10 protein-coding genes are annotated in these 14940 nt (G+C 64.3%); 4 read left to right on the forward strand and 6 right to left on the reverse strand.

The features are described from left to right. Positions 1-66: 66 nt before the first annotated feature. From OXH56_01040 to OXH56_01055, 4 genes are read right to left on the reverse strand one after another with little or no spacing between them, the layout of a single operon-like run. Positions 67-4689: a M28 family peptidase gene (locus OXH56_01040; protein MCY3553882.1), complete on the reverse strand. Its 4623-nt coding sequence runs from the start codon at positions 4687-4689 to the stop codon at positions 67-69. Positions 4690-4735: 46 nt separating this feature from the next. After that, complete coding sequence (locus tag OXH56_01045; protein MCY3553883.1) at positions 4736-5641, reverse strand: phytanoyl-CoA dioxygenase family protein; 906 nt, start codon at positions 5639-5641, stop codon at positions 4736-4738. 22 nt (positions 5642-5663) lie between these two features. After that, on the reverse strand, positions 5664-6896 hold the full coding sequence (locus tag OXH56_01050) for an ATP-binding cassette domain-containing protein (protein ID MCY3553884.1): 1233 nt from the start codon (positions 6894-6896) through the stop codon (positions 5664-5666). Continuing rightward, a complete protein-coding gene (locus OXH56_01055) occupies positions 6896-7588 on the reverse strand; it encodes an ABC transporter permease (protein ID MCY3553885.1) in 693 nt (230 codons plus the stop codon). Before OXH56_01055 ends, OXH56_01050 begins: the two co-directional genes overlap by 1 nt. A gap of 238 nt (positions 7589-7826) precedes the next feature. Here OXH56_01055 and OXH56_01060 point away from each other — a divergent pair, with 238 nt between their 5' ends. From OXH56_01060 to rho, 3 genes are all read left to right on the forward strand, one after another. Next, on the forward strand, positions 7827-9137 hold the full coding sequence (locus OXH56_01060) for an ABC transporter permease (GenBank protein MCY3553886.1): 1311 nt from the start codon (positions 7827-7829) through the stop codon (positions 9135-9137). Between the two features lie 2 nt (positions 9138-9139). Continuing rightward, positions 9140-10426, forward strand: a complete 1287-nt coding sequence (locus tag OXH56_01065; protein ID MCY3553887.1) for an ABC transporter permease — start codon at positions 9140-9142, stop codon at positions 10424-10426. 504 nt (positions 10427-10930) lie between these two features. Beyond that, a complete protein-coding gene (gene rho, locus OXH56_01070; GenBank protein MCY3553888.1) occupies positions 10931-12181 on the forward strand; it encodes a transcription termination factor Rho in 1251 nt (416 codons plus the stop codon). 88 nt (positions 12182-12269) lie between these two features. Here rho and OXH56_01075 read toward each other — a convergent pair whose 3' ends face one another. Continuing rightward, entirely contained in the window at positions 12270-12548 is a 279-nt protein-coding gene (locus tag OXH56_01075) for a hypothetical protein (protein MCY3553889.1), read from the reverse strand. Between the two features lie 101 nt (positions 12549-12649). Here OXH56_01075 and OXH56_01080 point away from each other — a divergent pair, with 101 nt between their 5' ends. Then, entirely contained in the window at positions 12650-13948 is a 1299-nt protein-coding gene (locus OXH56_01080) for an MFS transporter (protein ID MCY3553890.1), read from the forward strand. A gap of 166 nt (positions 13949-14114) precedes the next feature. Here OXH56_01080 and OXH56_01085 read toward each other — a convergent pair whose 3' ends face one another. Beyond that, positions 14115-14927, reverse strand: coding sequence for a hypothetical protein (locus OXH56_01085; protein MCY3553891.1), 813 nt, complete (start codon positions 14925-14927; stop codon positions 14115-14117). Positions 14928-14940: the final 13 nt, after the last annotated feature.

Consider the following 14940-nt stretch of genomic DNA (forward strand, 5'->3'; position numbering starts at 1 on the left):
CTCCAGGGCCTCCGTTGCTGTCGCCTTTCATGGTTTCGCTCCAACAGTCTGACAACAGGCCCGCGCTCAAATCGCTCGCTCTCCCGCGTCTCTGGCGGGTTCCGCGACCACTTCACCCGTCACTGCCGCGATCATCTCCCGGCCTTCGTCCGCGTAGACCTTCTTGACCTCCTGGTCCACGGTGCGCCATACCAGGAATTGCTTGCGCAGCACATTCAGGAAACGCCGGTTGAGCCGCTGCCATGAATCCACGTCGCCGCTCAGGCGGTAGATGTGCACCCACACCGCGTACAGGTCGTGTTCTTCCTCGGCGGGGGCCGCGTGGAGGGACACGCGTTGGCTGACCCCCGCGTCGTAGGGTGCCAGCCAGGTCTTCATGCTGATTTCGTAAGTGGACGCTTCCGGAACAACATCGGACGCCCGCCCCTCGCCCGGAACGGCCGTGGCCGCCCCCCCGACTGCCGAAGCGAGTCCATTCTTCCCGGTCAGGACCACCTCGTCCGTCAAGAAATTCCCCAGCGTGCTTTCGCCGTGGGATTCGAAGAATCGCGTCAGGTAGGCGTAGAGGCCAAGCGTCTCCGTGCGGCTGATGGTGAAGGGGAACTCGAAACGCCAGTCGTCGCCCTCGGGCTCGGGGAAGGACCACTGCCGGTTGACGTCCGGCACGGCCATCTGGGAGGCCTTTCGTGCAGGATAGATCGTCGACAGCATGACCACCGCCATGACCATGAACGTGGAGGCCACGGCGGAAAGGGACGAGTAGTTCAGGTTCAGCCCCGCGAGCAACTGGTACTCCGTGATCCCCCGGGCCAGGGTCTGGCCGATCAGGTAGCCGGACATGCCGCCGATGACGGCATACATAGCCGCCTCCGCCATGAATAGCGCGCCGATGTGGGCCGGTGCCAGGCCCACGGCGCTGTAAACCCCGATCTCGCTGAAGCGTTCGTAGACGGCGTTCATCATGGTGTTCAGGATGATGAGGGCGGCCACGACCATGGGAATGAACAGATCGCCGAGTCCGGACAGCGAACTCAACGCCATGGCGCTGTATACCGCGACCTCTCCGTCCACGGACGCCACCACGGGGATCCCGAGACGCTGCATAAAGCGTTCGATCCGGTTGGCGGCCGCTTCGTCCGTGGGAAACCGGACCGCGACGGAGCGGAGGGTCCCGCCGAGATCATTCACATAGGCCTGCGGGGTCAGCAGGATGTTCGCGGCCGGCAGGTGCTCGAACGCAGCCATATCCACGGGCTCTTCGTCGTAGTCCATCAGGGCGAGTTCGGTCAGCAGATCCTGGCCCGTCGCCGTGTAGTCCACGGGTGTGAGCGGCTCGCCGTCCAGGTCGGTAATCCTCTCGAGATCGGCCGCGTCGAACACGCCGATCACCTCGAAGGGCTGTCCGAACACGAGGACTTCGGATCCCACGATTTCATCCCCGGTCAAACCGAGCAGCTCCGCCATTTCGGCCGGGACGATGCATACTTCGCGCTCCCCGGGCTCGAACCACCGGCCCGATTTCAGCGTGCGGTCCAGGCCGCTCACCTCCCCTTCTTCCGGCAGCAGGCCGAGGATGGCCGAGGCATAGGTGGAATGGTTCGTACCGTCCGGTCCCTCCCGGTCCATCCTGATGAAGGTCGTCTCGCCGGGGAACGTGCCGGAGTACCACGACCGGGATACGATGGTGATGCCCCGGTCTTCGGCCTCCGACGAACCGAATTCGGAATCCACGTACTGAAAGGTCTGTTTCTGGAGCGGTCCCCAGTTGGGGTTGCGGACGAGGAAGCCCGTGTAGGTGGGCTCCGTGTCCCGGCTCAGCGTCTGCAACCTGAGGAAGGTCTGCACGGAGGTGAAGGAAAGCACGGTGAACACCAGGAGCACCAGGGTGACGCAAGTCAGCAGGGTCCGGGCCTTGCGCTTCCGCATGTTGCCGATGCCCAGGGAGAAGGCCGTGGCCAGGGCGCTCGAGCGCCGCACGTCGGTGGACTGCACGGTACGGTTGTCCTGCCGGACCTCCCGCATGGTCTGGCTGAATCGTTGGGAAATGATCCAGATGACGACTGCGGCGAGAACGAAGGTCATGAAGGCGAGGAGCACGATGTCGGGCGCTGTGGTGATCTGGAAGGCCGGGTGGGTGAACCGCAGCAAACCGTATGCAGCCAGGAAGATGGCGACGGTAGTGGCGATCCGCTTGTACACGTTGGCGAATCCGAAGACCAACCGCTCCAGGGCGTATGCGAACGGGATAACGAGCACCATGTAGAACAGTACGCCCTTCACGACGTCGTTGGCCGTCCCGGTCGCGTCCGGATAGGCGCGGGACTCGTATCCCCACGCGGCCCGGGCGTGCTTGATGAACCGGTCCCACTGCAGGGCCTGCCGGGCCGCTTCGGCCAGGTCCAGCAGGCGGCCCGCCTCCCGGTGGAAGTCGTCCAGCCGGGTGTTGCTCACGCCGACGGACTTGAGCGCGCCGATCCGCGCTTCGTCCAGGTGCCACATGTCTTTCGCCACCTGGTAGGAGGTCAGGGGGATGGCGTCGATCCCCGCCTTGAACCCGATTCCCTCCGGGTTGTTCTCGTCCGCGTTGGTCAGGATGAGGCGGCGGCCGAACAGGCCGGTGGACATGGTGACCTTGAACCGGCTTTCCGGCGGCATGAAGAGGACGGCCGTGTCCTCCTCGTACGAAAAACCCGTGGTCCACCCGCCCTCCTGGAAGGTCATGCCCCATTCGAGGGGCGGATTGCCCGACTCGTCGAGCACCACGGCCTCGTTCAGCCGGGTCAGGAAGCGCGGATCCACCAGGTCGTAGATGTTGGTCGCCTCGGACCGGAAGACCACCGTGGGTTTTTCCTTGTCCACCCAGTCCATCTTGATCTCGAGGGGGTAGGCGCCTTCCCCGTAGGGACCGCGGTCCGGCGCGTAGATGATTTCCCCCGTTTCGGGGTCCATCACGTAACCTTCCGTGGGGTAGGTGCGCCCTGCCTCCAGTTCGGTACTTTCGGCTACCCCGGTGCTGTCCGCCACCACGAAGATCTCGTTCTTGACGCCGCTGATGGTCTTGTTGTAGCGGCGGAATCGGACTACGGCGCCGGGTTTGGGCTTGCTCGGGATGTAGTCCTCCCGGGGATCGAACTCAACGACCCGGATCCTGCCGTTCACGAAGCGGTCCTCGAGCTGCATCTTGAAGTCCGGGAACAGGCGGGGATCGTTGACGCCGCGGCCGAAGAGCTCGGTCAGCAGCAGAGTCTGCGTGTACACGTTGCGGAAGTTGACCCGGTCGAGGTCGTCGATGGGCGTGTCCACGAACTCTCGGACATCGAACACCGTGGCGAAGGACAGGGCCGGGATCCCCATCCAGAACATGAGTTCGGCTTCGAGGCCGATCTGGCCGGCGGGAAAGAAACCGGCGGTCCGGTGCCCCTGTGAGGGGGAGATCACGTTCACCAGGGCGTCGACCGGTATGGCGCCCCGCCGGATCACTTCGTCGGCGTAACCCATGAAGGTCCGGCCGAATGGCGTGAAGAACCGCTGTTTCTCGAAGGAATCCCCCCCGAAGAAGACGCCGGAGTAGATGACGCCGACCTGATCGCGCGCGCTGGACAGGTCGATACCGGCGAAGAGCTTGATGTTGATGGGGTCTTCCAGCTCGTCCGCGAAGTGACTGGAGATGCGCGCGTGGCGGTAGGAGAAGTCGTTTATCCCGCTGAGCGACATGAAGTGGCCCGATGTCGCGAGTATCAACACGGTGCGTGCGGGAGGATGGGCCGCGAAGTAGCGGGCCATTTCAAGGAGCGCGGCAACGCCCGACGCCTGGTTCGCGCCGGGGGATACGGCCGGCACGGCGGAAATGGAGTCGTAGTAGGCGTTGAGGACGATGACCTCATCCTTCAGCACCGGATGCGTCCCCGGGATCTTACCGAAGACATTGTAGGCCGGCCGCCGTTTCCAGGTCATGCGTCCTCTTGCCCTGACGTTGATCGAACCGTTGGATTCGAGGTATTCGACCAGGGGCCGGGCCGCTGCCTTTTTCATCCAGAAACGGGGGAAGTCGAGGGGTACCTGGAGGTGCTTTTCCTCTCCGTCGACCCTCGTGGTGTGGTCGGGTTCCGCGAAGATCACGGCCCGGCCGCCGAGCTGGGCGGCCCGCTGCCAGTTTACGCCGGAATTGAAATCCATCAGGAAGACGGCGCCGGTGGGATCGATACCGTTGAAGTCCGCCCACTCGCCATTTCCGACGTAGTGAAGCATTCCCGTGATGCCGCCTGGCGGCGTCGTGGAGGTACGCACCAGGTTGGGCCACAGGGCGTAAAGGGGGATCGTCCGGGCCTCCAGGGTCGTGGCATCCAGGAGGGTCAGTTCGCCGCCTTCATCCAGGGGGATGGATGAGACGAATTCCTCCATCTCCACGTCCTCGAGGCCGATTTCCCGCATGCGGCCGGCCAGGTAGTGAGCCGCTTCGGTGGCGCCCGGGTAACCGGCTACCCGCGAGCCGAAGGACACCAGGTCGGTAATGGTCTGCCGGATCCGCGCCGAATCGACCACGGCGGCCACCTGGCCGTCGCCGATGGGTTCGGCCAGGTACGCCACGCGATCGCGGACACCCGACGTCTGGCACGCGGAGGCCGCGAATTGTACGAGCAGCAGGACCACGCCGGCAAGATTGCAGGCAATGTTTCGATTAAGGTGCAAGGCGTCTTCCCGCAGGTTGGGAGTGACGGCACATCCGCTCAACGCGCTAGACCTTCCACTTCCGCCGCATCTCTTCCATGGAAACGGTCTTCCCCTCGGTCCATGCGTAATGGGCGACGGGGTTTTCGCCGATCCACCGGTGGTCGACGGGCTCACTGGCCAGTTGGTAGCGGGTATCTGTGCTGATGCGGAACCGGTTCGACGTGTTGTTGATGGACCCGTGCATGGTGTACATGCCGAGGACGATCACGTCCCCCATGCTGAACTCGCTCGTCTGCCACTGGCCCCCGTACTGGTCGACCATCTCGATGGGCTCGTTGGTGAAGTGGCCCGTCACGTGGTCCCGGTCCACATCCATCTGTCCGTAGGTCTCCTTGACGGCCTCGAACTGGTGGGATCCGGCCAGGATGACCAGGGGTCCCATGTCGTAGGTCACGTCGTCCAGGGGCGTCCACACGGTATACAGGTTCGGCGTGCCCCGGCCCATGTAGACCATGTCGTAATGCGCCCCGGTATTGTCGCCCGGACCCACGGCCCGAAGCCACTTGTAGTCGAAAGTGAGGACGGGGCCGCCCAGGAACCGCTCGAAGAACCCCATGATTTCGGGAGAATTGACTACGGAGAGGAACTCGTCGGTGTGGGTCACCCGCTTGGCGCCGCCGAAGAACGCGCCCCGCTTGCCCGGCGCAGCCACCCCCAGGTCGAGGGGATAGTCCGGATCGATCTGGTCGTTTGCCTGGAGATTCTCCAGCACGACCCTGCGCGCTTCCCGGACCTTATCCGGATCGTGGAGGCCGCGGATGAGCAGGTAGCCGTCTTCGGCCATGCGTTCCCGCAGGGCTTCCGCGTCGTCCAGCAGTTCGTTCGCTTCCCGGAGCGTGGACAGGTACTTCCCGTCCATCAGCAATTCGTCCTTGCCCATGACCAGGCTTGATGGTTCCCGGGTGGTCATTGGTTCCTCCGTGGTTGGTCCTTCATGAAGCCCGCACGGCCGAGGCGTCGATGGCGGCATACACCGTATCCCCGACGGTGATGCCCATGCCCGCGAAAGACGTCCGCGCCACGTGGACGGTCAGTCGAAGGCCGGCGGCCGCGTCCGTGTGAGGGCAGGCGGCCGGTGGTGGGCCGGTGGCCGCGTCCGTGTGAGGGCAGGCGGCCGGTGGCGCGCCGATGTCCCGGCACGGTCCGGCGTCCACGTCCAGACGGATACGGTCTCCGTCCACCGCCGCCGCGGTCACGACGCCCACGAGCGTATTCGCGGCGTCTGCGAGCGTATTCGCGGCGTCTGCGAGCGTATTCGCGGCGTCTGGCGTACGCGTCGGCGTGCGCGGCGACCTCGCCAGCCGGATTTCCCGCGAAGAGATGACGATGTGGGCCGGTCCGCGCGCGGCCGTGTCCGATCGCAGGGTCACCCCGCCGTCCAGATAGACGACCGGTCCGTCGGCAGATTCCTCGATGCGTCCCTTGAAGACGTTCTCCGGTTCCTTCTCGAGCATCCGTCCGTCACGCATGATCAACACTTCGTCGGCGATACGATAGGCCTGGTCGTACTGGTGCGTCGAGAGCACGACGGTCATGCGCCGCTGGCGGCAGGTCTCCGCGAGAATCGCCTCGATCTGCTTCCCGTGTGCCGCGTCCACGCTGGCCGTGGGCTCGTCGAGCAGCAGGACGTCGGGGGCCGTGACCAGGGCCCGGGCGAGTCCCGCGCGCTGCGCTTCTCCGCCCGACAGGCTGTGGGCGGGCCGGTGGGCGAACTGTCGGAGTCCCACCTTGTCCAGCATGCCGGTCACGCGTGCTTCGATGGCCTCTTTCGCCATGCCGCGGAACCGCAGGCCGGAAGCCACGTTCTCGAATACGGTGGACCGGAACAGGTACACGTGCTGCATGAGCAGCGTGACGCGGCGGCGGTACTGCCGGCTGCGGCCCGGATCGGCCCCGTTCACGGGCCGCCCTTCGAAGAGGATCCGGCCCTCCTGCGGCAGGGTCAGCAGGGCGAGTATGTTCAAAAGCGTGGACTTGCCCGATCCGTTCGCCCCGTAGACGGCATAGGTCCTTCCGGCGTACAGGGCGAGGTTATCGACCTGTAAATGAAACCCGGGACCGTAACGGTGCGCCAGGTGCTCGCCCACGATGATCGGATCGGCCGTGTTCGGACCGGCGGTTTTCGGACCGTCCGCGACCGGATCGGCCGTGATCGGATCGGCCATCAGTCGTCGAACCCCTGCAGCCAGTGAAAGAGAATGTTCGCGCCGAAAGCCGTGAGCAGAAGGATGATCCCGAGGGCGATGGCCAGGCCGAACTCCCCCTTGTTGCTCTCCAGGGCGATCGCCGTCGTCATGGTCCGCGTGCTTCCCTTGATGTTGCCGCCCAGCATCATGGCCGCGCCTACCTCGGCGATGACCCGTCCAAAGGCGGCCACTACCGCCGCCATGATGCCGAACCGGGCCTCGGAAATGAGGGTGCGCGCGGTCTGGGCCGTCGTGGCGCCCAGCGTAAGGGCCGTCTCCGTGATCCGGGAATCCACGGCCCGAAACGCAGAAAGGGTGAAGGCCGCCACGATGGGCAGGGCGAGGAGCGTCTCGCCGATGATCATGGCGCTCGGTGTATACAGCAGTTCCATGAAGCCGAGGGGGCCGCGCCGGGAGATCAGGGCGTAGACGAAGAGGCCGATCACCACGGTCGGCATGGCCAGCATCGTATTGAGCACCGTGGTCACCAGCCGCTGGCCCCTGAACCGGTGGGTGGCGAGCAGGTAGCCCGCGGGCAGTCCCATCAAGGAGGCCAGCAGGATCGCGGACACCGCGACGAACACGGAAACGCCGACGATGGTGTACACGCCGGATTCGCCCGTGACCAGCAGGCGGACCGCTTCCTGAAATCCATTGTACAGGTAATCCATAACCCCTATGAAACAACAAAACGGCCCGGCGAATCAACAGGTTTTTGCCCCGTAGGATCGACCGAAATACGTTGACAGAATCCCCGGTGGACCTTAGGTTGTCTGGCATCCAGCGGAGCCGGACTCCGTTGGCGCCGCGGCCAGTCGGACGGGCTCGCCCCACCAGGCAGTTTCCTCATCCCTCGAATCGCGGTTTCGCAAGTGATTCTCCAGTACAAGCAAAGGATCAGACGATCGGATGCCCGTTATAGGGATCATTGGCGTCCTGTGGCTGCTGCTCGTCCTGGCCGCGGGATACTGGGGTAACCGGCGAAAACTGGACGCGACGTTCGTCAAGGGCGTCCAGACGCTGATCACCATCGTCGCCCTGGCCGTCGCGGCGCCGCAGCTCGGCGTGTTCAATACCGCCCTCGCGACGCTCTGGCTCCTGCTGTTCGTCGCTGCTTCCACCCTGTTGCGGCGCTTTCGCGTGCCGCACCTGGCCGCGCGGGCCATCGCACTGGCGGCCGTGAGCCTGGCGCTTTGGGGCACCGACTCCCAGAACGTCATGCTGATCCGCACGCTGATCATGCTTGCGGTCACCAGCATTTTCCTCCTCGGACTGAACCTGGGCTTCAGGTACCTGGTCCGACGCATCCTCTGGATCTTCCCCGTACTCTTCGCCGTCTCGGTCATCACCTTCTCCATCATGCACGCCGTGCCCGGCGGTCCATTCGACGCGGGCGGCGAGACCGGCGGCATTCCGCTGACGCCCGAGGTCCGCGCCAACCTGATGCGCAAGTACAACCTCGACCAGCCGCTCCACATCCAGTACATCTCCTGGGTGAGCAACGTCATTCGGGGCGACTTCGGCTATTCCTTCCAGCACCAGAGCAAGACCTGCCAGGAGCTCATCGCCCAGGCCTGGCCCGTCTCCGTCCACCTGGGCAGCATGGCCCTGGTCGTGGCCCTTACCGGCGGCTTGTTGCTGGGCATTCTCGCGGCGGTATACCAGAACACCTGGATCGATTACGTCGCCTCGCTCACGGCGGTATTCAGCATCGTCACGCCCAGTTTCGTCGTCGCCGTCGGGTTGACCGTCGTCTTTTCCCTGTGGCTGCACCTCTTTGAAACGGGAGGCTGGAATTCGCCCAAGGACTGGGTCATGCCGGTGATTGCCCTGTCACTTGGGGACATGGCCGTGGTGGCAAGGTATACGCGGTCGAACATGATCGAGGCCATCCGGGCCGACTACGTGCGCACCGCCCGGGCCAAGGGCCTCACCGAGTTCTCGGTCGTGGTGGTGCACGTGTTCAAGAACGCCCTCATCCCCCTGCTGACCATCGCGGGACCGATGATGGCCAACCTGATCACGGGGTCCTTCTTCATCGAGACGATCTTCCGGATCCCCGGCCTGGGGCGGTACTTCACCACGAGCGTGTTCGCCCGGGACTACCCCATGATCATGTCCACGGCCCTGCTCTGGTCGTCGCTCATCGTCGTGATCTACGTCATCACGGACCTCATGTACGCGCTGGTGGACCCCCGCATCCGGTATAGGAAGGATTAGGCATGGATCCGATCGGCACAACGGGCGAAGTCGGCATCGTCTGGGTCCTCGGCGCGATCCTGGGATGGAGCTGGGACACCATGATCCTCGAGGTGGGACGGATCGCCCTGGCGATCCAGCTGGTGCTCTACCTGCCTCACATGTACCGCCTGGGACACAAGGACGAGACCGGAAGATGGGCGTCCTTCTGCCACCGGGTGGTCCAGCGCAAGTCCTACTTCGCAGCCGCGGGCGTCGTCGCCCTGCTCGCGGCGTGGTGGCTGCTCGGTCCCTGGATGGATCAGTACCCCTACGGCACGGAGGATATCCCCGAAAGCCTGTCGGAATCCATGAGCTGGGACGGCCTCGAACCCTTCTTCTCCTGGGCGGGGCAGATCTTCCGCGTCGCGCTGGCCACGGAGTTCACCCTGCTCTGGCCGCGGGCCTACCGGTATTTCAAGAAACACGACAGCGGGCTGTGGGCGGACGCCACGCGGCGTTTCTCCCGCAACAAGCTCTCCCTTGTCGGTCTCTTTCTGGTGCTGCTGCTGAGCAACACGGCGCTGCTCGCGCCCTGGATCGCGCCCCTGCACTACACAAAGCAGAACTTCCTCGTCGCCTGGCAGGAACCGTCGTGGATGTTTCCCTTCGGCACGGACGGACTGGGCCGCGACCTCTTCAGCCGGGTCATCTACGGTGCGGAGATCTCCATGACCGTGGGCGTCCTCGTGCAGGCCATCATCTTCGCCATCGGCGTGCCCCTGGGCTCCCTGGCGGGGTACGCCGGGGGCCGCGTGGACAGCGTCATCATGCGGGGTGTCGACATCATGTCGGCCTTCCCCGGTCTGCTCTTCATCATCCTGATCATGTCGTGGCTGGGCGCCGGGCTCTTCAACATCTTCGTCGCCATCGGAGTGACCGGATGGGTAGGGGTATGCCGTCTCCTGCGGGGGCAGATTCTGTCTTTGAAGGAGAAGGAATTCGTCCGGGCGGCCAAGGCCATGGGCGGCAGCCACCTGCGCATCGTCGTCACCCACATCCTTCCGAACAGCCTGACGCCGCTGATCGTGGCCCTGGCCCTGGGCATCCCGTCGGCCATCTTCGCGGAAGCCGGCCTGAGCTTCATCGGCATCGGCATCAGCCCGCCCACGCCGAGCTGGGGGCAGATGGTCGGCGAGAACGCCAACTACATCCGGTCCTACTGGCACCTGGCGACCTTTCCCGCCATCATGATCGCCCTCACCATGCTCGGATTCCAACTCATGGGCGACGGACTCCGGGACGCCCTCGACCCCAAGATGAACGAGTAGGCCGCGCCTCAGAAGGGCCCGGCGGCGATTGCGTTTACGAAAAAAAGTGGCCAAGGGACTTGACAGCGCGACTTAAATCCGTATATTTACCCGTGTCGCCCACTCGGCGGCAGCCCGAACCTTGCACGTTCCCCTGATTGATTCCTCATTGGAAAGCCGAATCTTCCTTAGATCAAGATTCATGACGGCCGGTACCGCATTCTACGGGATTACCCTATCACCAAGGCAAGTTGCGTTTGCCCGCACCCGCACCCTGATGGCATAACCAGAACCAATACAGCCGCGCGTCTCCAGACGCGGCACGCCCAGGCCCGACTATCGGAAACGACCCGTTCGCAAGCCGACGTTTCCGCCGCACACCATGTTCACAACCCAGTCTGATCTCAAATACACTCCCCACGACGCGTCGCGGGATACGGCGCCTTAAGGAACGCCCGGAAAGCGGGGGTTCAAGGGAGTTCACCGAACGTTATTTCAAGAACGTTTTTACAAAGGGAAGGAAGCATGCACATCCTGGAACTCAAGACGAAAACCCTGCCGGACCTGTACTCCATCGCCCAGGAGCTCGATCTGCAGAGCTACACGGGCCTGCGGAAACAGGAACTGATCTTCAGCATTCTCCAGGCACAGACGGAGAAGGAAGGCGTGATCTTCGGAGAGGGCGTACTCGAGGTGCTGCCGGACAACCGCTGCGGGTTTCTCCGGTCGCCGGACTACAGCTACCTGCACGGCCCCGACGACATCTACGTGGCGCCGTCCCAGGTCAAGCGCTTCGACCTGCGCACCGGGGACACCATATCGGGACAGATCCGGCCGCCCAAGGACGGGGAGCGCTTCTTCGCGCTGCTCAGGGTGGACACGGTCAACTTCGACAATCCCGAGGCGAGCAAGGAACGGACGCTCTTCGACAACCTGACGCCCATCTACCCGCTGGAGCGCTTCCAGCTCGAATACTTGAAGGACAAGCTTCCGACGCGGGTCATGGACCTGCTGACGCCGATCGGCAAGGGGCAGCGCGGACTGATCGTGTCGCCGCCGAAGGCCGGAAAGACCATGCTGCTGCAGGAGATCGCCAACGCCATCACGGACAATCACCCCGAGGTGGTGCTCATGGTCCTGCTCATCGACGAGCGGCCGGAAGAGGTGACCGACATGGAACGGTCGGTCCAGGGCGAGGTGATCAGCTCCACCTTCGACGAACCACCGGAGCGTCACGTGGCGGTCTCGGACATGGTCCTCGAGAAGGCCAAGCGGCTGGTGGAACACGGCCGGGACGTGGTCATCCTGCTCGACAGCATCACGCGCCTGGCGCGGGCCCACAACGCGGTAACGCCCCACAGCGGCAAGATCCTGTCCGGCGGTATCGACGCCAACGCGCTGCAGAAGCCGCGGCGATTCTTCGGTGCGGCACGGAACATCGAAGAAGGCGGGAGCCTGACCATCGTGGCCACGGCGCTGATCGAGACCGGCAGCCGGATGGACGAGGGCATCTTCGAGGAATTCAAGGGCACGGGCAACATGGAGCTGGAGCTCAGCCGCAAGCTGGCGAACCGGTGGATCTTCCCGGCGATCGACCTGAGCGCGTCGTCCACCCGCAAGGCCGAACTCCTCCTGGAACCGGATATCCTGGGCAAGGTGAAGATCCTGCGGAAGTTCCTGGACGGCCTGGGTCCCGTGGAAGCCATGGAACTGATGACCGAGCGCCTCTCGCGGACGCCGACGAACGTGGATTTCCTCAAGTCCATGAACGAGTAGCGGCGCGCACCCCGAGCCGCGGGCAGGGCTGGGTCGGGCCGGGCCAGCCCTCGCGGTCCCGGCGGGCGTATCGCAGCCGGATGCAGCCTTACTTGAGCCGCTTGTAGAATTCTCTGAACTTGCGTTCTGACTCCGCCTTCTGCACCGGCGTCATGGCCTGGTAGAATCCGCAGTCGTTCGCGAAGGAGGGCGAGAGGGAGTTTCGCCTCGGGACCTTGTAGGCCTCGTACTTGAAGGTATAGATCTCGCAGGTCACATCGTCCCCGTGCATGCCCGGCATGACGTGGACGCAGTCGGTGCAGTCGCGCCGCGTTTCCCCCAGGTGGCCATGTGTCCGGTTGTGCATGATCGACTTCAGCTTGCTCATCAGCATGCCTCCTGTAACGTCTCCAACCGCAGTCTTACCATCAAAGTGATTAATCGAAGGGTAAACGGACCACCCGCCCTTGTCAACCGCAGGTCTGGCCCGTGACGACAAAAACTGGTTCGGCCCTCTCGTACACCCTGCTGCTCAGGGAGAATCGGACCTACCGGTTCGTCTGGCTGTCGCAGGTCGTATCCAACGCGGGTGACTGGTTCAATACCATCGCCGTGCTGGGCCTGACCCTCGCCCTGACCGGCTCCGGTCTCGCCCTGGGTATCGTCACGATCTGCCAGATGCTGCCCCCCTTCCTGATGACCCCGCTGGCCGGCGTCGTCGCCGAGCGTTACAACCGCAAGCGGGTGATGATTACCGCCGATATCCTCCGGGCCGGTGTGGCCCTCGGGTTCCTGCTGGTCGAAACAGCGGACGACGTCTGGATGCTGTACCTCTTCATGGCGCTGCTGTCCGGCCTGCAGCCCTTCTTCGACGTGACGCGCACGGCCGCGCTGCCGAGTATCGCCCGGGGCAAGGCGCTGCTGGCGGCCAACGCGCTGTCCAGTACGACCTGGGCCGCCATGCTGACCATCGGTTCCGCCGTCGGCGGCCTGGTGGCCGACCACCTGGGCCGGTCCGCCGCCTTTCAGTTGAACGCTTTCAGTTTCCTGGTATCGGCGGTTTTCGTGGCCCGGATCGCCATTCCCGCCGCGTCCGGTGCGGGACAGCCGGTACGGTTCCTGTCGGATTTCATCGAGGGCATGAAGTACATCGGCCGCGACCGGCCCACGCGGGTCTTCCTGCCGGGCAAGGCCACCTGGGGACTCGCCGGCGGCGGCGCCGTGCTGTTCTACGCCGTGTTCGGGGGACAGGTCTACCGCGCGGGCGACACGGGCATCGCCATCCTGTACACGGCCCGAGGGATCGGCACGCTCCTGGGCGCCGTGCTCATCAAGTTCTTCGACTCGATCCGGCTGGGCAAATTGAGGACGGGCATCCTCATCGGGCTGGTAGGCTACGGCGCTTTCTTCATCCTGTTCTCGCAGGCCCCGTCCATCTGGCTGGCGGCGGTCTGCATCATCCTCGCCGCCGCGGGCAGCATGGTGATGTGGGTCTATTCTTCCCTGGGGCTTCAACTCGTGGTGGACGAAGACTACCGCGGAAGGGTGTTCGCCGCGGACCACGGCCTGTTCACCCTGGCGTTCTCCATTTCGACCCTGGGGACGGGCCTGCTGCTGGACGCCCTGGCGGCGCGCCTGGTGGCCTTTATGGCAGGGGCGGCCGGCATTGTGATCGTGGTCGCCTGGTACCTCTTCGCCCGCCGCATTCCCTTGGGCGGAATCCATTCGGACCAGGACGGAGACGGCCAGGACGGAGACGGCCAGGACGGAGACGGCCAGGAAGGCTAGCGTCGCACGTGGCAGCGCTCGGCAGGACGGCTAGCGTCGCACGTGGCAGCGCTCGGCAGGACGGCTAGCGTCGCACGTGGCAGCGCTCGGCAGGACGGCTAGCGTCGCACGTGGCAGCGCTCGGCAGGACGGCTAGCGTCGCACGTGGCAGCGCTCGGCAGGACGGCTAGCGTCGCACGTGGTAGCGCTCGAGCCGTTCGAAGTCTTCAATGTTCTGGTCTATGAAGGCCTTGATCTTGAGGTGCCCGTCCCGTAGTTCCAGGCCGTCCAGGGTCTTGGGAATAAAGAACAAAACCCGCTGGAAGAACCCCGCCACGCCCCGCTTCCGGCCCGACAGGCCCTCGAAGTCGGTGTACCGCGCCCATTCCAGTTCGTCATATAGTTCCAGCGTCACCAGGTAACTCGTCCGGGGACCGCTGTCGTCGGTGTAAGCGGTCTCGGTGCCGTGTACGATCACGTCGGCATTCAGGATGTCCCGGTCGAAGCGGAACGTGTAGTTGATGTCGTAGAGCGCGCGGATGTGAATCAGGAAATCGCCTGACCGGGCGGCGTCGGGGCTGAAAAAGAGGTACGAGACGTGGTGGAGAGGAAAGGTAAGGCCCAGAGAAAAACCCTGCTTCAGGGCTTCGTCGACCGCTTCCCCGTCGGCATAGAGAGGAAGATTACGTTCGGCGATCCACCGGGCCAGGACCACGTTGACCCGCAGTAACGTAAGCGTGTCCTGTTCCGCGGCGGTAAACATGTGAGTTAAATCCGCCGCATTCAGCCGGAGGGCCGTAGAATCGCCGGCGAAGGCACGCAGGCCAGGGGGTACGGGCCGCGGCTCACGCTGTTCCAGCCCGGCCAGGAATGCGTTCAGGTGGGGCGTGGCCGGTTCGAAGGCCTTCAGTTCGCCCGGAGAAGCAAGGACCAGCCAGGCGGCGCAAATACACGCCAGAGGGAGCACATTGGCCCTTAACCACACCAGCGGAAGCGCCATGCTGTAACCTGCA

It is taken from the genome of Gemmatimonadota bacterium, from assembly GCA_026702745.1.
Lineage (GTDB): Bacteria > JAAXHH01 > JAAXHH01 > JAAXHH01 > JAAXHH01 > JAAXHH01.

What these genes read in the sequence shown, in the direction of transcription:
- OXH56_01045 (MCY3553883.1), bottom strand. Translation starts at nt 5,641, where the DNA reads ATGACCACCCGGGAACCATCAAGCCTGGTCATGGGCAAGGACGAATTG.
- OXH56_01050 (MCY3553884.1), bottom strand. Translation starts at nt 6,896, where the DNA reads ATGGCCGATCCGATCACGGCCGATCCGGTCGCGGACGGTCCGAAAACC.
- OXH56_01055 (MCY3553885.1), bottom strand. Translation starts at nt 7,588, where the DNA reads ATGGATTACCTGTACAATGGATTTCAGGAAGCGGTCCGCCTGCTGGTC.
- OXH56_01060 (MCY3553886.1), top strand. Translation starts at nt 7,827, where the DNA reads ATGCCCGTTATAGGGATCATTGGCGTCCTGTGGCTGCTGCTCGTCCTG.
- OXH56_01065 (MCY3553887.1), top strand. Translation starts at nt 9,140, where the DNA reads ATGGATCCGATCGGCACAACGGGCGAAGTCGGCATCGTCTGGGTCCTC.
- rho (MCY3553888.1), top strand. Translation starts at nt 10,931, where the DNA reads ATGCACATCCTGGAACTCAAGACGAAAACCCTGCCGGACCTGTACTCC.
- OXH56_01075 (MCY3553889.1), bottom strand. Translation starts at nt 12,548, where the DNA reads ATGAGCAAGCTGAAGTCGATCATGCACAACCGGACACATGGCCACCTG.
- OXH56_01085 (MCY3553891.1), bottom strand. Translation starts at nt 14,927, where the DNA reads ATGGCGCTTCCGCTGGTGTGGTTAAGGGCCAATGTGCTCCCTCTGGCG.